Below are 23143 nucleotides of genomic sequence, written 5' to 3' on the forward strand. Positions count from 1 at the left end.
GATAGCAGACTCGTGCCCCGGACGTGGCAGAGCGCGCCCCGGGACACGAGAGTGAGGGCACTCCCGCTACCCGCCCCCGTCATTGCGAGGAGCTCTTGCGACGAAGCAATCCAGACTGCCGCCCGTGGAGGGAGTCTGGATTGCTTCGCTGCGCTCGCAATGACGAGGAGAGAGTATGCGCCCGCCCTACTTCAGCCCGAACCACAGGGTGGCGATGCCGAGGAAGGAGAAGAAGCCGACAACGTCGGTCACGGTCGTGACGAAGGTGCCGGAGGCCACGGCCGGGTCGGCCCGCACCCGGTCCAGTGCCATCGGGATCAGGATGCCGCCGAGCGCACCTGCCAACAGATTGCAGATGATCGCGAGCCCAATGACGATACCGAGGCCCGGGATCTTGAACCAGACGACCGCCGCGATCCCCGTGATCACGGCGAAGGCAAGACCGTTGACGAGGCCAACCAGACCCTCGCGCATCACCACGCGAAAGGCATTGAAAGAGCCGAGCTCGCGGGTGGCCAGCGCACGCACCGCGACCGTCATGGTCTGGGTCGCGGCGTTGCCGCCCTGGCTTGCGACGATCGGCGCCAACACGGCGAGCGCCACCATCTTCTCGAGCTGGCCCTCGAACAGGCCGAGCACTGAGGATGCCAGGAAGGCGGTGGCCAGATTGACCAGCAGCCAGTTGAACCGCGCCCGCGCAATGGTGAACACGGTGTCGGAGAGCTCTTCGTCGCTGTTGACGCCGCCCAGTGCCTTGAGGTCCTCGTCCGCCTCTTCCTCGATCACGTCGACGACGTCGTCGACGGTGATGACACCGACGAGGCGGTCCTGAGTGTCGAGCACGGGCGCCGCGACCAGATTGTACTTGCCGAACATGCGCGCCACCTCTTCCTGGTCCTCCAGGACGGAGACGCGGCGGCGATCCTCGTCGGTCAATTCGGCGAGCGCGATCGGGCGGCGGGCGCGGAGCAGGACGTCGAGGGGGATCGCGCCCTGCCAGTGCTGGTCCTTGTCGACGACGTAGATCTCGTAGAAGCGGTCGGGCAGATCCGGCGTCTCGCGCATGTAGTCGATCGCCTGGCCGACGGTGAAATCCTGCGGCACCGCGATGAACTCGGTCTGCATGCGCCGGCCGGCGGAATTTTCCGGATAAAGAAGGCTGCGCTCGAGCGCGACGCGCTCTTGCAGCGGCAGCTTCTCGAGGATCTCCTCCTGATCGGCGTGGTCGAGGGCTTCGAGCAGCTCGACGGCGTCGTCGGATTCGAGCTCGCGGACACCCTCGGCCACCGTCTCCGGCGGCAGCTCCTCGAGGATCTCCTCGCGCACGCCCTCGTCGAGCTCGTTCAGCGCCGAGAAGTCGAAGTCGCGCCCGGTGAGCTCGACCAGGCGGACGCGGTCGCCGGGCTCGAGAGCCCCGATCAGATCGCCGAGATCGGCCTCGTGCAGCTCGGCAACGATGGCACGCAACAGCGCGCTGTCGCCGCCTTCGATCGCGTGCGCAATCTCCTCGACGAATTCGTGACGAATTTCGCCGTCTTCATTGCGCATCGGAACGTGGTCGAGTACCGAGGCCTCGGCGGAGGTGGCAACGTCCATATGTTCGTCCATGGCGCGCCTCTCCGTTTGACAGGTCGGGTCAGGTGGTCTCAGCTGATCGTTCAGGCAATACCCACAAGGCATTAGCGAGCGCAATGGCAAAGATGCATCAACCGAGGTGGACCTCAATGCCGGCGGGCGCGCTGCTCGCCGCCCTGATCGGCATCGCCTGTGCTGATGCCGCCAACTGTCCGCGCAAGGGAGCGCTCGGCACCTCACGGGTGCTGAGCGTCGATGCCAAGACGACGCCACGGGTCGGATTGAAGAGCTTTCCCCAGACGCTGCCTCTCGCCGATCACGAGGTCGTGCTGACCTTCGACGATGGCCCGCATCCGCCGACCACCTCGAAGGTGCTGGCCGCGCTGGCGCAGGAATGCGTGCACGCGACCTTCTTCCTGATCGGCCTGCCCGCCTCCGAGCATCCCGACATGGTCAAGCGCATCGCCCGCGAGGGCCACACGATCGGCCACCACACCTGGTCGCATGCGTTCATGGCGCGGATCCCGTTCGACAAGGCGAGGAGCGAGATCGACCGCGGCATCGCAGCCAACGAAATGGCGCTGCACGGCACCTCGACGATGACGCCATCGACGCCGTTCTTCCGCTTCCCCTATTTCGAGGCGACGCCAGCCGAGCTCGACCTGCTCCAGTCGCGCGGCATCGTCGTGTTCGGGGCCGATCTGTGGGCCAGCGACTGGGAAGACATGACGCCGGAGCAGGAGTTGAAGCTCGTCACCGAGCGCCTCGCCGCGGCCGGCAAGGGTATCATTCTCTTCCACGACCCCAAGGCGCGAACGGCCGCGATCATGCCTGCCTTCCTGCGCTATTTGCGGGAGAACGGCTACCGCGTCGTTCACGTCGTGCCGGCGGGCGCGGTGCAGAAGAATGCCGACGCGCATTGATGCCGGAATGTCACGCCGGCGCAAAATGGGGGATTTGGCGTCTGTTAACAGTCTGTTCATGCTACGCCATGCAAACATGATGGGGACTGTTTGATAGGAAGGGACTCGCGCCTGAACCGTTTCCGGGCGCCCGCGACCTACTATGGCGGCAATCGCGCATGAGGGCAGACCGGGTTGATGATCGGCAGTAGCGTTGCTTTCCGGACGCGATCGTGGGTCGTCCTCGGTCTCGGATTTCTGACCCTCGGCTCGCCGGCGGCGCTTGCGGCCGATTGCCCCGGCCATCCGGACGCGCTCGGCACCTCGCGCACCCTCGTAGTCGACCCGCACGAGCATCCGCGGATCGGCACCATGCAGTACCGCGAGACGCTGCCGTTGAAAGACCACGAAGTGGTCCTGACCTTCGACGACGGCCCGCTGCCGAAATATTCCAACCAGGTGCTGCAGATCCTGGCCGATGAATGCGTCAAGGCAACCTTCTTCATCATCGGCGGCCAGGCCAAGGCCAACCCGGAAGGCGTGCGCAAGCTGGTGACGGCGGGCCACACTGTCGGCACCCACAGCATGACCCATCCCCTGACATTCGACAGGATGCCGATCGAGAAAGCCAACGCCGAAATCAATGGTGGCATCGAGTGGACATCGGCCGCGATGACCGATCCGTCCGCACTGGCGCCGTTCTTCCGGATCCCCGGCCTGATGCGGGCCGAAGGCGTCGAGAACCTTCTGATCTCGCGCGGCATCCAGGTCTGGAGCGCGGACTTCCCGGCCGACGACTGGCGGCACGTGTCGCCTGATCGCGTCTACCAGCTCGCGATCCAACGGCTTGAGGCCAAGGGCAAGGGCATCTTGCTGCTGCACGACATCCAGGCCCGCACCGTCGCGGCGCTGCCAAAGATCATCCGCGACCTCAAGGCGCGCGGCTATCGCATAGTGCATGTGGTGCCGGCGACCGCCGACCGTCCGGCGACACCGACCGCGCCGGTGGAATGGCTGCTGCATCCGCCGTCGGAGACGACGCCGATCGCGCGCTGGCCGGCCGTGCCCAATTTTGTCTACACGCAGACCCAAACGCTTCCGGCGCCTGACCTGGCCGATCTCAACGCGCAACCGGCGCATCAGCCGCTGTTGCCGCGCCGGACCATGGCGCAGGCGAATGTCGCCGCCATCCTGCCCGCGCCAGGCCGCGATCTCTTCGCGATTCCCGAGGGCTCGCTCGAGGTGCTGCTGTCCACGACATTGTCACGGCGCGCCGCGACGCGGCTCGCCATGGCGGCCGAAACGACCCGCGCTCCCAAGGGAAAGGCCGCCAAGCCGCAAGCCCGGCACACCTCGCATGCGACGCCGGCCACGCCGAAGCACGTAGCCCAGCCCAACAGCGCCACGCCGCGTCCGACCCGGCCCAGTAAGCGCTATCCTACTGCCGCATGATGTTGGCGACGCAGAGCAGCACGATCAGCGCCAGGAAGAGCAGGTCCATATAGGACTTCAGCTCGCCGTCGCGGCGCAGCCGGGCAACGTCCATCACGACCTGCTTGCGCGCACTCGTTCCGCCGCTGCCGTCATTGATGGGGCCCTGCAACCGCCGCGTCTCGGTCTCGAGCTTCTCGATCTTCTGGAAGAAATAGAACGAGCGCAGCGTCGAGGCTGCGCGCATGGCGCTGTAGATCAGCACCAGGATCGCGAGCATCGCCCGGTTCGGATATTTCTCCATGAAGTTCAGGCTGAAATATACCATCGCCAGGAACGCGAAATTGGTCAGGAAGCGGTAGGCGATGCTTAGAAAGACCATGCTGGCTCCACCCGAGAGAAGGCGCGCAACCGGACAAATATTGCGAATTTCGCCGGCGCCGGCGTGCAGGGCCGCAAGGCCGGCCCGAATGCCGCGCAGGCCCCTCTACGCCAACTTTGTTGCAACTAAGATAAGATCGCCGCCCGCCGGCTGCCTTTTAGCCATGCCCGGCCACAATGCAAACAACCACGGCGAGCCAACTGTTCCAGCCGCGCGCGCAACGGCTCAATGGAGATTCGGCGCAAGCCGCGATAGACTGTCGCCGCCACTCGCATGGGGGGTCTGCCGATGCCGAAGAAGGGAATCACGGGCCACGACGAATGGGTCCTCACTGAGGCCCTCGCCACCGCGCTGGTCGCGCTGGAGCAGCTCGAGGCAAAGCACCAGCCCCGCGCGCATATGGACGACATCCGGAAAATACTGTCGAACGGCAAGGAGCCGGCGGCCGTGAGCCTGCACCTCGCCCAAGCCAAATGCCGCCTGTTCCCGGACATTGATCCGCTGGAGATCTACCGGGAGTACGGCATCGGCGAGGAATATGGCTGAGGCGCGGCGATCTATCGGCCGGGCTGGGGTTGTCCAAACGACGCCCGCACGAAGCGCTGCGTGCAGCAGTAGGTTTAGACGTGAGCGGGGTGGTCATGCACCGCGCCGTCAGCGCGCCGATGATTCTTGTCGTTTGGCGAGCACGAACAGCGGCAAGGACAGCAGCTGGGCGAGCACCGCGAAAGCGACAAGGCCGACACGCGAATGATCATAGAGCAACCCGGTCGCGACGCTGCCGATCAGCCAGCCAACTCCGTAACCCGCATAGAACAGACCGAATGCCAGATTGCGTTCGCCCTCCGGCAGCACGCTTGCGACCACGGCCTTGAACAGTGTGTCCTGGATCGCATATCCGATGCCCCAGAACACCATGCCGATGAGGACCGCTGTAAAACCGCCCAGGAACGCAAATGGCGAGAACAGGGCGGACAACAGGACGGCGACCAGCAGCGTTGGAAGCGCAGCTCTGTCGTAGAGCTTGCCGAGAACGAGACTGGCGATGACGCCGCATCCGGTCGAAAACGCCAGGAAGACCGGTATCCAGTGCTCGGCGACGATCTTGGCGGTTGCCAGATGATAGGCGATCAACTCATAGCTCATCAGGCCGGCTGCGACGCATGCCGCCGCAGCCATGTAGAGCCAATATGATCGGCTCAATCCGCGCGCGGGCGCCGTTCTGCCCTGTTCGAGACGCGCGGGGACAGGAAAGTTGATGCGCGCGATGGCGAGCGCGCCGAACGCCAGCAGGGCCGAGATCAAGAGCAGCGCATAACCGGTCCGATAATCGCCATTCAGAAACAGGACGAGCGCAACGATCAAGGGCCCGAGCGTGGCTCCGGTCTCATCGAGAGCCGTGTTGACGGCATACACCCAACCTCTTCCATGCTTGCCGGTCGTATAGGAGAGCATTGCCTCGACGGTGGGTTTGCGCATGGCGCGGCCAATGCGCTCGGCCAAAACCAGGAGAGCGGCAACCTGCCAGTTTGCGGCCAAGGCCATCGCGGGTACGGCAAGAAGGTTGATGGCGTAGCCGATGAAGGTGACAAGCCAGTATCGCCCGGTCTTGTCGGCTAAATAGCCGGCGACCGAGCGCAAGCCGTAGCCGAGAAATTCACCGACACCCGCGGTGATGCTGACGACGGCAGCGCTGGCTCCGAGCGTCGCCATGAACTGGCCGTTCATGGCCCCGCCGCCCTCATAAGTCATGTCGCCGAACAGATTCACCATCCCCATTGTCAGCACGAAGGTGAAGGCGGGCGACGATCCGATCGAGAGGTGCGATCTGGCCATGACGTCCTACCCCGCCGTCGGCCCATCGACAGACCAAGATCCGATGCCCACGACGCACGGAAGGTCCATCCTGAACTGTTGGCGCGGAGTATCAGCCGACGTCATCGTCACGCTTCGTCTCTGGGTTCGTCCCTGTCAGTGCCGGAGCGCCGACTGCCGGATGTCGGATCATGATCCCACGATCGTCCCGACCGGGCGGGCTCACGCCAAGAGGCGGGAACGCTTGGCGGCAATATCGGTTCCCGATACCAAGCGCTACGTCCTGCGAGCGACCTGCCTGTTTGGGCGACGCGCCAACTCGCGCACAGGCATCCCCTCTTACCTGCCTGCTCCACTCCTGGTGCCTGCCGGCGCAGATCGGTCCTGCGTGAGCCCCAGCACCATGTCCGAGAAGCGCTCACCCTGGACCAATACATGGCTGTGAAGACGGCTCGCGGCGAGCTGCTCGTCGCCGGCGCGGATCGCTTCGAGAATCCCGGCGTGCTCTTGTAGCGATTGCAGCAGACGGTTGCGCGCGCGAAGCTGGATGCGCCGATAGGCGCTCAAGCGCTTATGCAGGGCGAAGGCTTGATCGGCCAGGAAGCTGTTGCGGCTCGCGCGGTAGATCGCTTCGTGAAAATTGCGGTTGTCCGCGTAGTACTGCTCGCTGTCGCCTTGCCGCACGTCCAACTCGCACGCGCGGTGCGCCGCCTCCATTGCGGCGTCGTTCTCCGGTGTGAGCCGGCGCGCGGCCAAGCGGCCGCAGGCGCTTTCGATCTCGGCCATGGTCTCGAACATTTCGAAAAGCCGGGTGGGTGAAGGAACGCTGACGATCGCCCCGCGCCGCGGGCGGACATCGATGAAGCCCTCGGCGCCGAGCTGAAGCAGCGCCTCCCGGATCGGTGTCCGCGACACCCCGAATCGCTCGGCCAGAGAAGCCTCATCCAGGCGATCGCCCGGTCGAAATTCCCCAGCCATCACAGCGTCTTCGATCGACTGCTTCAGTCTGAAGGCTTGGCTCATTGTATACACCTGATGCTACAATTCCATATCACATGCTTGACAAACCATACAACATGCGGTTCATGTTGAGATTGTATGCAATATCAAGATTAAAAAATGCAATACAACACGGGAGGTATGGAATGAAGGTTTCAAGACGCCAAGCCCTCGCCCTCGGGATCGCCGCACCGGCGCTATTTCGGCTTGGACCCGCGCACGCGGCCACAGCGCTGAAGATCTCGCACCAGTTTCCGGGCGGCACCCCAAGCGAGGGCGATTTCCGCGACCGCCTCTGCCGGCGCTTTGCGGCCCTGATCCAGGAACGCAGCAAGGGAGCGATGAGCGCCGAGATCTATCCGGGCTCCTCGCTCATGAAGACCAATGCGCAGTTCTCGGCGATGCGCAAAGGCGCGCTCGACATGAGCCTGATCCCGATCTCCTACGCCGGCGGCGATCTTCCCGAACTCAACATCGGCCTGATGCCGGGCCTCGTCACCGGCTACGACGAGGGACTCGGCTGGAAGAACAAGCCGATCGGCCAGGAGTTCAGCAAATTCCTTGCAGCCAAAGGCGTCGTCATCGTCACCTGGATCTGGCAGGCTGGTGGTGCCGCCAGCCGCGCGCGTCCATTGGTCGAGGTCGCCGATGCCAAGGGCATGAAGATCCGCGGCGGCTCGCGCGAGATGGATCTCGTGCTTCAGGCTGCCGGTGCCTCGGTCCTCTCGCTTCCGTCCAACGAACTTTACGCGGCCATGCAGACCGGCGCTTGCGATGCCGCCCTCACCTCGTCCACCAGTCTGACCTCGTTCCGGCTGGAAGAGCTCGCCAAGCATCTCACGACCGGGCGGGCCAAGAGCTACTGGTTCATGCTCGAGCCCCTCGTCATGTCGAAGGCGGTGTTCGACCGGCTTTCGAACGAGGAGCGCGAGATCATTGTGTCGGTCGGCGCCGAGCTCGAGGAGTTCGGCCGCGCTGCGGCGGTGGAGGACGATGTCCGCGTAGCGAAGGTCTACCAGGCCGCCGGCGCGACCGTCCACGATCTCGACGCCAAGCTCGTCACGGCATGGCGGGACCTCGCGCGCGATACAGCCTGGAAGGATTATGCCAACAAGAACGAGAACTGCGCCCGCTTGATCAAGCTTGCCATGGAGGCCGGCTCATGAGCGCGCACGGCGTCGATCTCGGCCATCCTGTCGTGGTGACGGCAGCGCGCCCGGGTTCCGCCATGGCCCGGATCAACCGTGCTATGGCCCTGCTCAACAAGACCATCGTCGTCGTCTGCTCGATTGCCCTGATCGTCGCGAGCGTGATTCTGAGCTACAGCGTGGCCGCGCGTTACTTCTTCAACGCCGCAACCTATTGGCAGGACGAAGCGGCCGTCTTCCTGCTGGTCGCCGCAACGTTCCTGTCCACCGCCTTCGTGCAGGCCGGCCGCGGTCATATCGGCATCGAAGCCCTCACCGGTTACCTGTCCAAGCGCGGCAACGCGATCCGCATCCTCGTGGTCGACGCGACAAGCTTGCTGTTCTGCTGCTTCTTCTCCTGGAAGTCGTGGACGCTGTTCCACGAGGCGTGGGTCGACGGACAGGTGTCGGGATCGACCTGGGCCCCGCCTCTGTGGATTCCCTACAGCATGATGGCGCTCGGCATGACGCTGCTGACGCTGCAGATCGCGCTTCAACTCGCTGCAGCGATCGATGGATGGAGCAGCAAATGAGCACGCTTGCCGTTGGACTGATGTATGGCGGCGCCACGCTTGCCGTCATGGCATCCGGCATGCCGATCGCGCTGGCGCTCGGTGCCGTAGCCGTCATCTTCATGTACTTCTTCATGCCCTCCGCATCGCTCGATACGGTGACGCAGAACGTCTACGAGGAGATGGCTTCGATCACGCTGCTGGCCATCCCGCTCTTCATTCTCAAGGGCGCTGCGATCGGCAAGTCGAAGGCGGGACAGGATCTGTACAGCGCGCTGCATGTCTGGATGGGCCGCATCCCGGGTGGGCTCGGCATTGCCAATGTCTTTGCCTGCGCGCTCTTCGCGGCCATGGCCGGGTCGTCTCCGGCGACCTGCTCGGCGATTGGCTCGGCAGGGATTCCCGAGATGCGCAAGCGGGGATATTCCGGCGGCTTTGCCGCAGGCGTGATCGCAGCCGGCGGCACGCTCGGAATCCTGCTGCCGCCCTCGATCACGATGATCCTGTATGCGGTCGCGGCGGAGCAGTCGCTCGGGCGTCTGTTCCTCGCGGGCATCGGGCCGGGCCTTCTCCTGGTGGTGCTGTTTGCAACCTACGCGGTGCTGAGATTCAAAGCCGAATACAAGGCGGCGCAGCGGGCCTATGCGGCGGACCCTGCGCAGCATCCGATTCTTTCGAACGAGCGCTTCACCATGGCAATGCGGTTCGGCGCGCTGCCGCGGGTCCTGCCCTTCGTGGTGCTCCTCAGCGGCGTCATGGTTGCGCTGTATGGCGGCTATGCCACGCCTTCGGAGACAGCAGGCCTCGGCGGCATCCTGGCGCTGGTCCTGATCGCCTCCATCTACGGCGTGTGGCGCCCGCGGGATCTCGGTCCGATCCTGGAATCGACGCTGAAGGAGTCGACCATGCTGATGCTGATCATCGGCATGTCGCTGCTCTACTCCTACGTGATGAGCTATCTCCACATCAGCCAGGGGGCGGCTCAAGCCATCGTCGCCATGCAGCTCTCGCGATGGGTGCTGCTGGCAGCGATCCTGGTGCTGGTGGTCGTGCTCGGCTTCTTCCTGCCGCCGGTCTCGATCATCCTGATGACCGCGCCGATCATCCTGCCCCCACTCAAGGACGCAGGCTTCGACCTGATCTGGTTCGGGGTGGTGATGACGATCGTGATGGAGATGGGTCTCATCCATCCGCCCGTCGGACTCAACATCTTCGTCATCAGGAACATCGCGCCCGACATCCCCTTGCGGGACGTGATCTGGGGAACGCTGCCGTTCGTGCTCCTGATGGCGTTCGCCGTAGTGCTGCTTTGCCTGGTGCCCTCGATCTCAACCTCGTTGCCCAACCTGGTGATGGGCGCACCAACGCGTTAACCGAGGAGGCCTGAACCATGCTGAACGAGACAAGGTCCGGACGCATCACGGCGCCCGAATTCCTGCAAGGGCTCATCGACACCTTGACGCAACGCGGCCGTGCGGTCCTTGGCATCAAGCCCGAACGCAATGACGGCGAGGATCGTGATCTCGAGCTTCTGGGCGAGGCGCTGCTGTCTCGACGCGGCGAAGCCTCCGGCGTCGCGATCGCGCAATCGCTGCTTGCGGCTTTCGAGCAGGCGGGCGCGCCGCAGCGGCTGAAGTTTCTCTCCTCTCTCGCCGACCGGTTCGGGCCGGACCGCCGCGCGATCGAGCTGGCGATCGCCGCCTACCAGCGCAAGGAGGACGGCGACGGCGGCAAGCTCGAGGCGCTTCACGCCGCGGCGGAGCCGCGCCGGCAGGAGCTCATCCGCCGCCTCAATCTGGCACCCGGCGGGACGGCCTCGCTCGTGCGCATGCGAGAGGTGCTGCTTGCGCTCCTGCGCGAGCATCCCGAACTCCAGCCCGTCGACGACGATTTCGTCCATCTATTTTCGTCCTGGTTCAACAGGGGTTTCCTCGTGCTGCGGCCGATCGACTGGACGACGTCGGCCAACATCCTCGAAAAGATCATCAAGTATGAAGCCGTCCATGCCATCCAGGACTGGGATGATCTGCGCAGCCGGCTCGAGCCGCCCGACCGCCGCTGCTACGCGTTCTTTCATCCCCAGCTGGTCGACGAGCCGCTGATCTTTGTGGAGGTCGCACTCACGAAGGAGATTCCCGGCGCGATCAATCCGCTGCTCGACAAATCGCGCCAGGCGATCGCGGCACGCGACGCCACGACCGCCGTATTCTACTCGATCTCGAATACGCAAAAGGGCCTCGCCGGCGTCTCCTTCGGCAATTTTCTGATCAAGCAAGTGGTCCAGGACCTCGCCCGCGAGCTTCCGAACCTGAAGACCTTCGTCACCCTGTCGCCCGTTCCCGGCTTTGCCGGCTGGGTCCGGCGCGAGCTCAAGACCGAGGCCTCCAGCGCGATCGACGAGGACACGAGGCGTGCACTGACCACGCTCGATGACGGCGGCGACATCGCGCAGGCAAAAGAGGCCATCACCGCCCTCGCCGCCTATTACTTCCTCAAGGCGAAACTGCCGACAGGCAAGCCGGTCGATCCGGTCGCCCGCTTTCATCTCGGCAACGGCGCGCGCCTGGAGCGGCTGAATTTCCTCGGCGATGCTTCGCCCAAGGGCATCAAGCAGTCCTACGGCCTGATGGTCAATTATCTCTACGCACTCGACCATATCGAAGCGAACCATGAAGCGTTCGCGGAGCACGGCGCTGTCGTGGCCTCCGACAAGGTAAAGAAGGCGCTCCGCGCCAAGCTGTCGTCGCGCGACCTTGTGCCGAGCTCACAGACCAACTCTCAGCGGAAGATCTCGTCATGACCTGGAACTTGTATGACCGCCTGCTTGGCTCCGCGCACGCGGATCAGTCCATCTGCATCGAGAAGGACGACGGCGCCACCTTGACCTACGCGGAGCTCGCCGCGCTTACCGGCAGGTTCGCGAATTTGCTCGCAAGCCACGGCATCGGTCCGAACCACCGTGTCGCGGCCAAGGCGGAGAAATCCGTCGAGGCTGTCGCGCTCTATCTTGCGACGCTCCGCTCCGGTGCCGTCTATCTGCCGCTCAACACCGCCTATACGCCGGCCGAAACCGAATACTTCATCCGCGATGCGCAGCCGAGCCTGATCGTGTGCGACCCCAAGGAAGCATCCGACCTGCGCGCCATTGCCGCGAAAGCAGGCGGACGTGTCGAGACGCTCGATCAGGACGGGTACGGATCCCTGGTCGATGCCGCAGCCGGCCTTCCGGCGGATTTCGACACGGTGCCACGCGCGAAGGAGGATCTGGCTGCGATTCTCTACACATCGGGCACGACCGGCCGATCAAAGGGCGCGATGCTGACGCATGGCAATCTGGTCTCGAACGCACTGACGCTGGTCGAGCAATGGCGCTACACGCAACGCGACGTGCTGATCCACGCGCTGCCGATCTATCATATTCACGGGCTGTTCGTGGCCGGCAACGTGACATTCGCCGCACGTGCGCGAATGATCTTCATGCAGAAGTTCGACGCAGAGCGGATTGTGGCGGCGATGGCGCGATCGACCGTCCTGATGGGCGTGCCGACCTTCTATGTCCGCCTGCTGCAGAGCCAGAATTTGAGCGAGCGCACGGCCGCGCATATGAGGCTGTTCGTCGCCGGCTCCGCGCCGCTATTGGCCGAGACCCACCGCGCCTGGAACGACAGGACCGGTCACGAGATCCTCGAACGCTACGGCATGACCGAGACGGGCATGATCGCCTCCAATCCCTACGACGGTCCGCGTATTCCGGAGTCGGTCGGGCGCCCGCTGCCCGCCATCGACGTCCGCATCACAGATCCCGAGAGCGGTGCCGTGCTGCCGACGAACGAGGTCGGCATGATCGAAGTTAAGGGACCAAACGTCTTTGCAGGCTACTGGAATATGCCGGACAAGACCGCTGCCGAATTTCGCGCTGACGGCTTCTTCATCACCGGCGACCTCGGCAAGCTCGATGCGAACGGCTATCTGTACATCGTTGGGCGGGGCAAGGATCTCATCATCACCGGCGGCTTCAATGTCTACCCGAAGGAGATCGAGACGGAAATCGACGCCATCCCAGGCGTGTTTGAAAGCGCGGTCGTCGGCGTGCCGCACGCCGACTTTGGTGAAGGCGTCACCGCTGCCGTCGTCCGAAAGGCCGGCTCATCGGTGGACGAACGCGCCATCCTGGCGGCGCTTTCCGGACGACTGGCAAAATTCAAGCAGCCCAAACGCATCATCTTCGTGGATGCGCTGCCCCGGAACGCCATGGGCAAGATCCAGAAGAACCTGCTGCGCGAGCGCTTTGCCGATCTCTATTCGGCCAAGGTCGAGTGAAAGCCATCTGAAGGCACACACCGAGCGGCCGGACGCCAGCTTGTGGGACCGCGTTGCTGCGGGCGTGCTGCCGTCCGGCTGCCTGCCCCGACCGCTCCTTGCGGGGCAAATCACGTGAATATTCGTACGAATTTTAGCTGAGCCGCAAAACGGCTTGACGAAGGCTCACGCACGTAATGTAATGTTATAACATTACATTACATTACTGGTTCAAATGCCCGATCCCACACCTCGTCGCCGTATCCCCCTGAAAAGGCTCTTCAATCTCCATGCAAAAACTCCCCGTCACCGTCTTGTCCGGCTTCCTCGGGGCTGGAAAGACCACTTTGCTGAACCACGTCCTCAACAACCGGCACGGCCTGAAGGTGGCGGTGATCGTCAACGACATGAGCGAAGTGAACATCGATGCGGATCTGATTCACGCTGGCGGTGCGAACCTGTCCCGGACCGATGAGAAGCTCGTCGAGATGACCAACGGCTGCATCTGCTGCACGTTGCGTGATGATCTCTTGAAGGAGGTGCGCGCTCTCGCCGAAAATGGTCGTTTCGATTATCTGCTGATCGAATCGACCGGCATTTCCGAACCGCTCCCGGTCGCGGCGACTTTCGATTTCCGCTCCGAGGACGGCGAGAGCCTCGCCGACGTGGCACGCCTCGACACCATGGTCACCGTGGTCGATGCCGTGAACTTGCTCAAGGATTACGCGTCGACCGATTTTCTCGCGCAACGTGGCGAGGCGCTGGAGAACGACAACCGCACGCTGGTCGATCTGCTCGTCGAGCAGATCGAGTTCGCCGATGTGATCGTTCTCAACAAGGTCGATGACGCATCGCCGGCGCAGCGCGAGGCGGCACGACAAATCATCCGTGCGCTCAATCCGGAGGCGGACCTCGTCGAAGCCAACCACAGCCGGGTGGCTTTCGATCGCATTCTTGACACCGGCCGGTTCGACTTCGAAAGGGCACAGCAACATCCGCTCTGGTACAAGGAGCTTTACGGCTTCGCGGATCATGTGCCGGAGGCCGAAGAATACGGCGTGAAGAACTTTGTCTATCGCGCCCGCCGTCCGTTCGACCCCGCCAAGTTCGACAAGTTCATCAAGGAGCCCTGGCCTGGCGTCATTCGCGCCAAGGGACATTTCTGGCTGGCGACACGCCCGCATTGGCTTGGCGAGATCAGTCAGGCTGGTTCGATCACGCGCACCCAGGCCCTTGGTGCGTGGTGGGCGAGCGTGCCGGCTGAACGATGGCCGGAAGATCCGATCTGGCGGACGCGGCTGCGCGAGAACTGGAACGACATCTATGGCGATCGCCGCCAGGAAATTGTGTTCATCGGCACTGGCATGGATGAGGAAGCGCTCCGCGATCGCCTAGACGCGTGCCTCGTACCGGGGAAACCCGCCATGAACGTCGCGGATTGGGCCAAGCTCGCAGACCCGTTTCCGATCTGGCGACGCGCGGATGAAGCCGCGTAGGCAGGAGCGCACATGGACAATATCATTCGATACGTTCCGAAATCCGAGCTTGAGCGGGAGCGCCTGATTCGCGAGGCTCGCGCGATCTACGACAGCATATTCCCACCGGTCGCTGAGGTCATTGGGCCAGTGGATGATGGTCCCGGCCGAGAAAGCCAAGCTTCGGGTCACACTCCCTCTCCAAAATCCGCGGTCAACAACGACTGACGAAATCCTTGGCTGCGAACGGCCGGGGTGATGGACGCGTGCGCAAACATCCATCACCGCGCGAGGCGGCTGCCACGAGCCGCCCCCATCTTTCAGGCCGCCCCGCCATTCCGCGCGTCCGCCAATCGGTCCGCCACTCTGCTGCGTGGCTCGCCGCGAGACGCCATTGCATCGCGCTCGACGGTCCCGCGAGAGCCCTCGGCGGGATCCACGTGTGTGCAGGAAACTACAGCGTGATTTGAAGTCTCGCAAAAACAAACAACCCCGCCAGTTACCGAAGTAAGCTGACGGGGCTTGTGAAACGATCTTTGGTTTGATTTGCCATTCCTCTCGGTTTGGCTTGTCATTCCGTCGACCGCTCACTGACTAACCAACGGCGTGCGCTGGTAACCGTTCCCGTCCGGGGCGATTTTTTTCGACCACTGGTGCCCACCGCTCGGTCCCGGAAAATCAGAGATCCCGATTCAACCACTGGCGCGGGCTAGATTCGATCACGCAGGCCTTTGACACCCTCGCCTTGGGCGCAATGCTCGCAACAGAAAAAGGTACCCGCCTTCTCCAGGCCGTGTCCGACGATACGGATTCCACAATGATCGCAGGTCGGCGCGAGCGCGTGAATGGCGCATTCGAAGCTATCGAACGTATGCGCTTTGCCGTTCATCGAGACCTGAAAGGTCTTGTCATAATCATTGCCGCAGGTTTCACATGTCGCCATGATCCTCTCGCCTCCGCCGATGTCGCAGATGGATGCTGAAGTCGCCAAATGGCACTTGGTTCCAGCAGGGTGATGCGGCTAGGCGTCCCACGGACACGACAGCAAGATCGTGGCCCGCGCGTACCGCCGATTCAGCGTATCGAATAATGATCTTTCGGGTCACCACCTACCCGAAATGGATCAGTCGTCCGGAAGCCGTTTGTCAAGCGATTGCCGCGCGCCGATCGGCTGAACGGATCTCGATAAACTTGTGAAGGCGGCTGGCACAGCAATAAGCCCGCTCCGGCTGCCGTAAAGGAGGCCAAGAACTGAATATCCGGCGGTTGTGCAGGATTGCGCGCGATTGATGCTGCTTCGTATTGAAGTCTTGCGTTGCAAGCGCAGCTCGGAAGGGCATTCGAACGCGCGCAGGCATCGTGGCGCATACAAGCAGCATCCAGAGCATCAACGGGCCGAGTTCCGGGTCGGCTGCCCGGGCCACAGTAATTTCCATGGAATAACAAACCGCCGGGGTCGATGTGATGGCCGTCTCCAGCAATCGATTGCCTCACGCGAAGCTGCTCGGACCTAGCTTCCGCCGCTGCGGTCAGCACAACGACGGCGCATGCGAGGAACACCACGTACCAACGTTCCAGCCGGAAACACATAGCCAAGGCTCATCGTACCTGACCCACTCAAACTGTGAGCAGCCGGAAACTCCATTGAACCCAATGTTCAGGGCGTGCCTCAGTTCCAGATGGAGGCGCCAAAGTGTGAGGGCCGCTCTGACTTGTTCGCCCGGGCTCAGGCATCACCGTGCTTGCGGCGCGCAAGCCGCGACTGCCGGAACTTTACCCTGGTCTTTCGTCCCGCTGCAGCGCCTCCGGCTCATGCGAAGGAACGTTCAAGAGCGGGGTGAGTTGCGCTCCGGCCAAGGACGCCGCAGAAACTTATCCGTTCGGGTTCTGACGATGATGACCGGAGAAGACCAACTCAGCGAAGCCTCGATCGGGCAGCACCGCCTTGCGGGCATTCTTGGTGTGCCCAACAACGCAACCGGCATCGTAATCTTCGCCCATGGCAGCGGCAGCGGCCGGATGAGCCCGCGCAACAATCAGGTGGCGGCGGGACTTCGCCAGGCCGGTCTGGCCACCCTCTTGCTGGATCTTCTCACGGTCGAGGAAGAGCGGGACCGTCGCAATGTTTTCAACATCAGCCTGCTGGCATCCCGACTGGCCGAAGCTGCCGAGTGGAGCCGCAATCAACCCGAATTGGGTTCACTTCCCCTCGGCTATTTCGGGGCAAGCACGGGTGCGGCCGCGGCCCTGGTAGCGGCCGCCGAAGGGCAGAATGTCGCAGCGGTTGTTTCACGCGGCGGCCGCCCGGATCTTGCGGGTGAGGCATTGCAGGCCGTGAGCGCACCGACACTGTTGATCGTGGGCGGGGCTGACCGGCCGGTGATTCCGCTCAACCAGTCCGCTTTCGAGCAGCTTTCGTGCGAGAAAGACCTCGTCATTGTGCCGGGAGCGAGCCACCTCTTCGAAGAACCCGGCACTCTGGAGCAGGTCATGCAACACGCCAAGCGATGGTTCGGCCGATTCTTGTCTTCGCCATTGCAGAGCGCGCCGGACGATACGGTGTTCGCGGATCGGCGCGAGGCTGGGCAACGGCTCGCGCCGCTTCTCATGAAATACAAGGACCAACACCCGGTGATACTCGCGCTGCCGCGCGGCGGCGTACCCGTCGCTTTCGAGGTGGCGCAGGCCTTGAACGCGCCGCTCGACGTCGCCCTGGTGCGCAAGATCGGTGCGCCCGGCCACAAGGAGCTTGGACTTGGCGCTGTGGTCGACGGCGACCACGCGCAAGTCGTCTTGAATGACGAGATCGTTCGCATAGTCCAGCCGGGCAAAGCCTATCTAGAGGCGGAGACATCCCGTCAGTTGGCTGAGATCGAGCGCCGCCGCAACCTCTACCGGGATGGAGAGCCGCCGCTCGACGTTGCCGGACGGACAGCCATCGTGGTCGATGACGGGATCGCGACTGGTGGAACTGTGAAAGCGGTCCTGAAGGCGCTCGCCAAAGCAAAGCCAAGCCGCCTGGTGCTGGCGGTGCCGGTCGCACCAAAAGAGTCCCTCGCCGATCTCAATTCTGATGCCGACGAAATCATTTGCCTGGTCACCCCTGATCCATTCTATGCCGTCGGCTTGAATTACCGGGATTTCGGCCAGACTTCAGATCAGGAAGTGGTCGAACTGTTGCGCCGTTCGAGAGTGAGCAGCCATTTGCACGAGGGCCCATGATGTCTTCCCGGAATTTCGCAAGGCCGTGAATCAGTTCGGACATCTGACTGGCGAACTCGATTCCCGCCTCTATGAGGTCGCCGAAGCGCAATGGACGATAAGCGCGTCTCGCCGTTTGGCAGGTACGCAAAACCCAAATGTAGCTCCAGCAGGGGGAACGAAAGGAGGACTCAATGAAAGTTCGCGATGCGACGACCCCCAACGTGCAGCTGGAGGATATCATCCGATGACGACGGTTGCGACCCTGCTTGCCCGAAAGCAACAGCTATTGGAGCGGCTGCAGGACAATCCCGGCCCGAGCGAGCGGGACGAAATTCAGCGCCTGCTCGAACAGATCGACGCCGCGTTGGACTCGCTCGAACGAGCGCGGACTTGCCACGGCAATGCGCAATAGCACTGCAAGCGCCAACCATGGGACGGAGGCCAGGACGCCTACGCGGCGACTATGCTGCGAATACCATCTGCGATCGATTGGCTCGCGGACAGGATCGTGATCTTCTCCGCTACCAAGCCGGCGTCGAGACGGAACGGTGGTATCGTATCCGAGACAATGATCCGATCGACCGAGCCGCTCGCAACGAGCTTCTGCGCGCCGGGAAGGAACAGGCCATGTGTGGCCGCCAGGATGACATAGGCGGCGCCGCCCCGGCGGCAGGCTTTCACGGCGCGCAGCATGGTCGAGCCGCTGGCGATCATATCGTCAAAGATGACCACGGTCCGTTCGCGCACGCCGCTTGGAATCCCTTCGGCGCTGACGATGTGATCCAGTCGCCGTTTGCCCAGCGCGCCCAATTCGACATCTTCATTCATGGTCGTGCTGAGGGCATCGCGAAACTGTTCGGCGCGCTTCACCCCACCAATATCAGGCGAAATGACTTCGATATCCTGGTCGGCGAGAGCTTTGCCGAAATGCGTGGCGAAGAGCTGGGCACATTCTATGTTCACCGCCGGTATCCGAAATGCGTTCTCGAACGCGGCGGGATTGTGCACGTCCAGCGTCACGATAGCGTCGACCCCGGCGGCTTCGATGAGTTGAGCAATATACCGCAACGACAGTGCCTCTCCCGGTTTCGTGCGCCGGTCCTGCCGCGCGTAGCAAAGATAGGGCGCGATCAAGATCACGCGCGCCGCGCCTGAATCCTTCAGAGCGCCCGCCAAGAGCAAGACATCGCAGAGCTTGTCGTGCACGCTGCGCGATGGCCCGTCATGTAACGACTGGATAATGAGTGCATCCCGCCCGCGTGTGTCTGCCAGCGGCCTCATCCTGCGCTCGCCGTCCTCAAATGCCCTTTCTTCATGTTCAGCCAAGCTGGTACCCAGGCATCCGGCGATTCTTTCCGCTTCGGGACGGCTGGCCTCACAACCGAAGATCACCGGCGTATGCATCAGAGCCCCGCTGCGATGCGAATGCCCAGAACCAGAAGCAGGCAGCCCACAAGTCCGGCAATGAAAACCACACGCATCCACGGCTTGCGCAGGATGATCTCGCCCTGCCGCGCCTTCTCGGCGGGATAGCTTCGGGTACCCTCATTTGCACGCGAATGCGTCGTATTCTGCGTATCAAGCATCTGCACCAACCGTTGCAAGATGTTCCAGCACGGAACCTCAAGCACTTCCTTCGATACGAGGCTCGCGTCTTGGCGTCTGTCGTAAGACCTAAAAGGATAACCATTCATGGCAAGATCCGATCCCTGGACGAGGCAATCCTTGCGAAGAGTTGGCCAAGAGAAGAGTTGGCCAAGACAAGCGTCAGTTCCGATCGCCACTTCATGGAACGGTGATTTGGCTGAGGCGTTCGTCTGTTGGGGCTTGCAGTCAGAGGAGACAGAGATGAGAAAGCTGATCCTGATACTGCTCGCCGGCGCGGGTGCGCTCATCACATCGAGCGCCTATGCTGCTGACGACTTTCAAATCGGAAACAGTTCGCCTCTGCTTCATCAGGCACGGCTTGTTTGTGATGACACCGGTCGATGCTGGCACACCAGAGGCGATCGCCGCGTGATTATTGGAGACGACTACTATTACGGACCGCGGAGATACGATTACTACGATCGTTACTATCACCGGCCAGGTATCGGTGTTCATGGGCCGGGCTTCAGCTTTGGAATCGGCCCAGACTGGTAGTCGTCGCTTGATGCGGCCATTCAACGGACCGGCACCGCCGAGCCAGACTTGAGAACTCGGCGGGCCGCCTGCGGGAACTTCTCGCCGGAGATCAATCCGCTCGGACGCTGGAGCGCTGAGCGCATCGCGCCGGCAGCGCTGTCATCTTTCGTAAGGCGGCGCTGCAGCAGTCGGCAAAGCACATTCACCGAATGATATCGTTGCGATCACGCAGCAGATCGTCCTTGCTGATGATCGACTACCCAGAGAGCCCGCACCTCTTCAGGCAACGCATGGCGGACCTTCTCGACCTGATTTGGATCAAGATGATGATTCAAGACCCGGAACGTTGCTTGCGCCGCATCGCCCGCGCCGATTGGCCGCAACGAACTCAATTCTGCCGAAATGATCCCGAGAAACTCGGCGGCAGAACGCCAGTCTTTCGGGACTTCACTCGGCCGCCACTGATCGTAGTAGAGGCCACGGATTAGCAACGGAAGTTGGGCACCCAGGTGTGCGGCAAGATTGACCGGGATCCGATCACGAATGGTTCGAAGCACCGTTCCCAACGCATGCCATGCAAGCTGTTTGTCATGCGGCAACGTTGTCATCATCTCATCCAGCCAGGTGTTTGTAAGGTGGATCGTTCTGTCGAATACATCGAGACCTGTCGCACTCATGATAGCGTCCTTTGGCTTGACGGTAGCTAGACGAACAACGTCGTTCGCGATCATCGGTTCTCGATTGTTGGGCGATTGATAGCGCGTGCGGTAACGCTGGCGGGTTCTTCAGGTCCCCGCGCGGACCCGAGTGAGTCCGACACGATTGCCGCCCAGTCAGTTCCATCGGCGCGAGGGTTCATTACTCATCTTTAATGAGGCCAGCCATCTTTCATGAAACCTCTGCACGATGAGGTCCATTAACACACATGCCGATGCGCCGTTGCGCCGGCGGCATCTGTTCTCAATATTGAACTGGAGAACGGAAATGAATAAGCATCTCGCGCAGCGCGGCGAACGCTCGCCGGAAAACCCCTCGGGACTCCATCCGTTAGTCTACAAAGCTGCAATCGGATTTGTGGCTCTTTTCGTCATAGCAGCCTGGCTGGCCTTCGATCGGCGAAGCGATATCGAACTTCCCCTCGGTATAGTGAGCGTGCTGATGCTCGTTGCGGTGTTGCTTCCCTACCTTCTTTGGAGGGTATGGCGCACAGGTCAGGCACGACCACCGACGCTGAGGACCAACAAGGGCTTCGGGAAATGGATGGAGGGGTCGACCCAAGTCTGGCAAAGCAGGCTCAAAAACAGTGATGCTGCCATCGACATGTTGTTACCCCTCGCGGCGATGGCGCTCGGCCTCATCGCGCTGGGCATCGTATTCGCCTTGAGCTGAGCGCAGCCGACTGGTCTCCGCTTGCATCTTGCTCGAGCTCAACGCTCGATTGTTCCGGTCCGGCGGATCTTCTTTTGCAGGAGCATCACACCGTAAAGGAGCGCTTCTGCAGTCGGAGGACAACCGGGCACGTAGATATCCACGGGAACAATGCGGTCGCATCCGCGGGTCACCGAATAGGAGTAGTGATAGTACCCTCCTCCATTGGCGCATGATCCCATCGAGATCACATATCGAGGTTCCGGCATCTGGTCATAGACCTTGCGCAGCGCAGGCGCCATTTTGTTGCACAACGTGCCGGCCACGATCATGACATCCGACTGCCTTGGGCTGGCACGCGGCGCAAATCCGAAGCGCTCTGCGTCATAGTGCGGCATCGCCATTTGCATCATTTCGATCGCGCAGCAGGCGAGCCCAAACGTCATCCACATCAACGAGCCGCTTCGCGCCCAGGTGATGAGGTCGTCGGCCGCGGTGACGAAGAAGCCCTTGTCGGCGAGATCACCCCTGACGGCGCCGAAAAACTCATCGCTCATTGGTTTGCCGGTTCCGGGGTCCAGGACCCCTCTGCCGGCGGGCACGATCAACGGACGGTCCATGCCCTCTCCTGTATGGCTCCGTTCAACCAACGCGCAGGCAGCAGCACCGTTCGTTTCGTGTGCGCTATTTCTCGCGAACACGAAGCGGTCCCTCGAGCTGGACGCAACTTGAATTGCCGGCTCAGTTTCCTATATGAGGTTGGCAGTTGATTTGGATCGCTTCGGCCCTCGCGAGGGCAAGCTTCGGCGACGACGATGTTCGATCGCCCTAAAATCCACGACTGCACCCAATCACCTTTGGAAGAGCGTCGTGCGGCTTGCGCCGGGCGACTTATGGATGGACATGATAGCTTCTGAACGCAGGGGGGTGGCGGTTGAGCCGCGCCTCAATATCAAAATGCCTCGCAATCCCCAAATGCGGAAGGCCAAGCACGCCCGCAACAGCGTCGGGACCAGTTCGTCCCGAAATGCACAAAGACACTACGAACGCTATCTGGCGCTAGCCCGCGCCGAGGCGTTGAAGGGCGACCGGATTGCCGCGGAGAATTACTTTCAACACGCGGATCACTATCTGCGATTAATGCGCGATGATGGCGCGGCTGCATCTTCTGGTGGCCGCTCTTAGTGGCCGGAAACCGCCGCCGTTTGCCTCACCGACTATAGATGCCGATGAGTTCGGCCTGCCCGAGCATGTGCTTTTCAGCCGACTTCCAGATATCGGCTACGGACATCTCGGGAGCCCGCGAAAGCGATTCGACATCCAGCGCCGCCAGCTTGAAGTGGTAGTGATGGGTTCCGTGTCCCTTCGGCGGGGCGGGCCCGTGGTATCGCGGCTCGCCGAAATCATTGATGCCTTTTCCGAGCCTCTCCGTTTTGGTCTTGGCGCTGGTCTTGGCATTGGTCTTGGCATTGGTCTTGGCGCCGTGGCCGATTCCCTCCGGGAGCAACGTGCGTTCGCCCATGATGTTGTAAAGACCCCAATGATGAAAAGTGCCGGATGGCGCGTCCGGATCCTCAACAACAAGGGCAAAGCTTTTGGTTCCCACCGGCGGATCCGACCACTCCAGCGGGGGTGACAGGTCATCTTCATCCGGCGTGTATTTCGCGGGAATTCGGCCGCCGTCGCCGAATGCCGAGCTTTTCAAGCTGAACGTCATCTGCGTTCTCCTGATACTTGCACTGCCTGATACTTGATACTTGCACCGCCTGAATACTTGCACCGCCTGATATTTGCGCCGTCGATCACTTGCGCGGCGAAGCACTTCCCCTGCTTGCCACCTCGGCTCGCGGCGGGCATTCCTTCGCTATTG

25 protein-coding genes are annotated in these 23143 nt (G+C 62.3%); 15 read left to right on the forward strand and 10 right to left on the reverse strand.

The annotated features are described in order from the left end of the window. Nucleotides 1–186 precede the first annotated feature (186 nt). Nucleotides 187–1608: a magnesium transporter gene (gene mgtE, locus FXV83_RS03015; protein ID WP_148737635.1), complete on the reverse strand. Its 1422-nt coding sequence runs from the start codon at nucleotides 1606–1608 to the stop codon at nucleotides 187–189. 116 nt (nucleotides 1609–1724) lie between these two features. Between mgtE and FXV83_RS03020 the strand changes: the two genes are divergently transcribed. Next, nucleotides 1725–2498: a polysaccharide deacetylase family protein gene (locus FXV83_RS03020; protein ID WP_187435616.1), complete on the forward strand. Its 774-nt coding sequence runs from the start codon at nucleotides 1725–1727 to the stop codon at nucleotides 2496–2498. A gap of 177 nt (nucleotides 2499–2675) precedes the next feature. Continuing rightward, nucleotides 2676–3929 (forward strand): polysaccharide deacetylase family protein, encoded by a 1254-nt coding sequence (locus tag FXV83_RS03025; RefSeq protein ID WP_148737639.1) that lies wholly within the window; start codon nucleotides 2676–2678, stop codon nucleotides 3927–3929. Here FXV83_RS03025 and FXV83_RS03030 read toward each other — a convergent pair. Next, nucleotides 3916–4290, reverse strand: coding sequence for a hypothetical protein (locus FXV83_RS03030; protein WP_148737641.1), 375 nt, complete (start codon nucleotides 4288–4290; stop codon nucleotides 3916–3918). The two genes, FXV83_RS03025 and FXV83_RS03030, sit on opposite strands and share 14 nt — an antisense overlap. A gap of 288 nt (nucleotides 4291–4578) precedes the next feature. On the opposite strand from FXV83_RS03030, the gene FXV83_RS03035 reads away from it, so the two are divergent. Then, complete coding sequence (locus FXV83_RS03035) at nucleotides 4579–4836, forward strand: hypothetical protein (protein ID WP_187435617.1); 258 nt, start codon at nucleotides 4579–4581, stop codon at nucleotides 4834–4836. A gap of 108 nt (nucleotides 4837–4944) precedes the next feature. On the opposite strand, the gene FXV83_RS03040 is transcribed toward FXV83_RS03035, so the two are convergent. Continuing rightward, nucleotides 4945–6126 (reverse strand): MFS transporter, encoded by a 1182-nt coding sequence (locus FXV83_RS03040; protein ID WP_148737645.1) that lies wholly within the window; start codon nucleotides 6124–6126, stop codon nucleotides 4945–4947. Between the two features lie 318 nt (nucleotides 6127–6444). Next, the gene (locus tag FXV83_RS03045; protein WP_148737647.1) at nucleotides 6445–7128 is read right to left on the reverse strand and encodes a GntR family transcriptional regulator; all 684 of its coding nucleotides are present in this window, start codon (nucleotides 7126–7128) and stop codon (nucleotides 6445–6447) included. 122 nt (nucleotides 7129–7250) lie between these two features. Here FXV83_RS03045 and dctP point away from each other — a divergent pair, with 122 nt between their 5' ends. The 7 genes from dctP (at nucleotide 7251) to FXV83_RS03080 (ending at nucleotide 14805) form a co-directional block, all read left to right on the forward strand. After that, the gene (gene dctP, locus FXV83_RS03050; protein WP_148737649.1) at nucleotides 7251–8270 is read left to right on the forward strand and encodes a TRAP transporter substrate-binding protein DctP; all 1020 of its coding nucleotides are present in this window, start codon (nucleotides 7251–7253) and stop codon (nucleotides 8268–8270) included. Further along, complete coding sequence (locus FXV83_RS03055; RefSeq protein WP_148737651.1) at nucleotides 8267–8824, forward strand: TRAP transporter small permease; 558 nt, start codon at nucleotides 8267–8269, stop codon at nucleotides 8822–8824. The genes dctP and FXV83_RS03055 overlap by 4 nt, the downstream gene beginning before the upstream one ends. Further along, on the forward strand, nucleotides 8821–10176 hold the full coding sequence (locus tag FXV83_RS03060) for a TRAP transporter large permease (RefSeq protein ID WP_148737653.1): 1356 nt from the start codon (nucleotides 8821–8823) through the stop codon (nucleotides 10174–10176). The genes FXV83_RS03055 and FXV83_RS03060 overlap by 4 nt, the downstream gene beginning before the upstream one ends. Before the next feature lie 17 nt (nucleotides 10177–10193). Then, nucleotides 10194–11603 carry a malonyl-CoA decarboxylase gene (locus FXV83_RS03065; RefSeq protein ID WP_148737655.1) on the forward strand — a complete coding sequence of 470 codons (1410 nt, stop codon included), beginning with the start codon at nucleotides 10194–10196 and terminating at the stop codon, nucleotides 11601–11603. Then, the gene (locus FXV83_RS03070) at nucleotides 11600–13123 is read left to right on the forward strand and encodes a malonate--CoA ligase (protein ID WP_148737657.1); all 1524 of its coding nucleotides are present in this window, start codon (nucleotides 11600–11602) and stop codon (nucleotides 13121–13123) included. Before FXV83_RS03065 ends, FXV83_RS03070 begins: the two co-directional genes overlap by 4 nt. A gap of 269 nt (nucleotides 13124–13392) precedes the next feature. After that, nucleotides 13393–14598 (forward strand): zinc metallochaperone GTPase ZigA, encoded by a 1206-nt coding sequence (gene zigA / locus FXV83_RS03075; RefSeq protein ID WP_148737659.1) that lies wholly within the window; start codon nucleotides 13393–13395, stop codon nucleotides 14596–14598. 12 nt (nucleotides 14599–14610) lie between these two features. Beyond that, nucleotides 14611–14805 carry a hypothetical protein gene (locus tag FXV83_RS03080; protein WP_148737661.1) on the forward strand — a complete coding sequence of 65 codons (195 nt, stop codon included), beginning with the start codon at nucleotides 14611–14613 and terminating at the stop codon, nucleotides 14803–14805. Nucleotides 14806–15286: 481 nt separating this feature from the next. Here the strand turns inward: FXV83_RS03080 and FXV83_RS03085 are convergent, their stop codons facing one another. Then, the gene (locus FXV83_RS03085; protein ID WP_235939297.1) at nucleotides 15287–15568 is read right to left on the reverse strand and encodes a hypothetical protein; all 282 of its coding nucleotides are present in this window, start codon (nucleotides 15566–15568) and stop codon (nucleotides 15287–15289) included. Nucleotides 15569–16470: 902 nt separating this feature from the next. Between FXV83_RS03085 and FXV83_RS45110 the strand changes: the two genes are divergently transcribed. Both FXV83_RS45110 and FXV83_RS42385 read left to right on the forward strand, forming a co-directional pair. Continuing rightward, a complete protein-coding gene (locus tag FXV83_RS45110; protein WP_347341025.1) occupies nucleotides 16471–17799 on the forward strand; it encodes a phosphoribosyltransferase family protein in 1329 nt (442 codons plus the stop codon). Nucleotides 17800–18025: 226 nt separating this feature from the next. Then, nucleotides 18026–18193, forward strand: coding sequence for a hypothetical protein (locus tag FXV83_RS42385; protein WP_187435618.1), 168 nt, complete (start codon nucleotides 18026–18028; stop codon nucleotides 18191–18193). Nucleotides 18194–18231: 38 nt separating this feature from the next. Here FXV83_RS42385 and FXV83_RS03100 read toward each other — a convergent pair whose 3' ends face one another. Continuing rightward, nucleotides 18232–19185, reverse strand: a complete 954-nt coding sequence (locus FXV83_RS03100; protein ID WP_148737663.1) for a ribose-phosphate diphosphokinase — start codon at nucleotides 19183–19185, stop codon at nucleotides 18232–18234. Then, nucleotides 19185–19475 carry a hypothetical protein gene (locus tag FXV83_RS43850; RefSeq protein WP_235939298.1) on the reverse strand — a complete coding sequence of 97 codons (291 nt, stop codon included), beginning with the start codon at nucleotides 19473–19475 and terminating at the stop codon, nucleotides 19185–19187. Before FXV83_RS43850 ends, FXV83_RS03100 begins: the two co-directional genes overlap by 1 nt. Before the next feature lie 154 nt (nucleotides 19476–19629). Between FXV83_RS43850 and FXV83_RS03110 the strand changes: the two genes are divergently transcribed. Beyond that, the gene (locus FXV83_RS03110; protein ID WP_148737665.1) at nucleotides 19630–19923 is read left to right on the forward strand and encodes a hypothetical protein; all 294 of its coding nucleotides are present in this window, start codon (nucleotides 19630–19632) and stop codon (nucleotides 19921–19923) included. Nucleotides 19924–20129: 206 nt separating this feature from the next. On the opposite strand, the gene FXV83_RS03115 is transcribed toward FXV83_RS03110, so the two are convergent. Next, nucleotides 20130–20582 carry a DUF2267 domain-containing protein gene (locus FXV83_RS03115; protein WP_148737982.1) on the reverse strand — a complete coding sequence of 151 codons (453 nt, stop codon included), beginning with the start codon at nucleotides 20580–20582 and terminating at the stop codon, nucleotides 20130–20132. Nucleotides 20583–20889: 307 nt separating this feature from the next. Here FXV83_RS03115 and FXV83_RS03120 point away from each other — a divergent pair, with 307 nt between their 5' ends. Then, nucleotides 20890–21294, forward strand: coding sequence for a hypothetical protein (locus FXV83_RS03120; RefSeq protein WP_148737667.1), 405 nt, complete (start codon nucleotides 20890–20892; stop codon nucleotides 21292–21294). A 38-nt stretch (nucleotides 21295–21332) separates the two neighbouring features. Here FXV83_RS03120 and FXV83_RS03125 read toward each other — a convergent pair whose 3' ends face one another. Next, the gene (locus tag FXV83_RS03125; RefSeq protein WP_148737669.1) at nucleotides 21333–21893 is read right to left on the reverse strand and encodes a NuoB/complex I 20 kDa subunit family protein; all 561 of its coding nucleotides are present in this window, start codon (nucleotides 21891–21893) and stop codon (nucleotides 21333–21335) included. A gap of 277 nt (nucleotides 21894–22170) precedes the next feature. On the opposite strand from FXV83_RS03125, the gene FXV83_RS03130 reads away from it, so the two are divergent. Further along, entirely contained in the window at nucleotides 22171–22458 is a 288-nt protein-coding gene (locus FXV83_RS03130; RefSeq protein ID WP_148737671.1) for a DUF4167 domain-containing protein, read from the forward strand. A gap of 25 nt (nucleotides 22459–22483) precedes the next feature. On the opposite strand, the gene FXV83_RS03135 is transcribed toward FXV83_RS03130, so the two are convergent. Beyond that, nucleotides 22484–23095, reverse strand: coding sequence for a YbhB/YbcL family Raf kinase inhibitor-like protein (locus tag FXV83_RS03135; protein WP_347341026.1), 612 nt, complete (start codon nucleotides 23093–23095; stop codon nucleotides 22484–22486). Nucleotides 23096–23143: the final 48 nt, after the last annotated feature.

Origin of the sequence: Bradyrhizobium hipponense (assembly GCF_008123965.1) — a bacterium.
Classification (GTDB): domain Bacteria; phylum Pseudomonadota; class Alphaproteobacteria; order Rhizobiales; family Xanthobacteraceae; genus Bradyrhizobium; species Bradyrhizobium hipponense.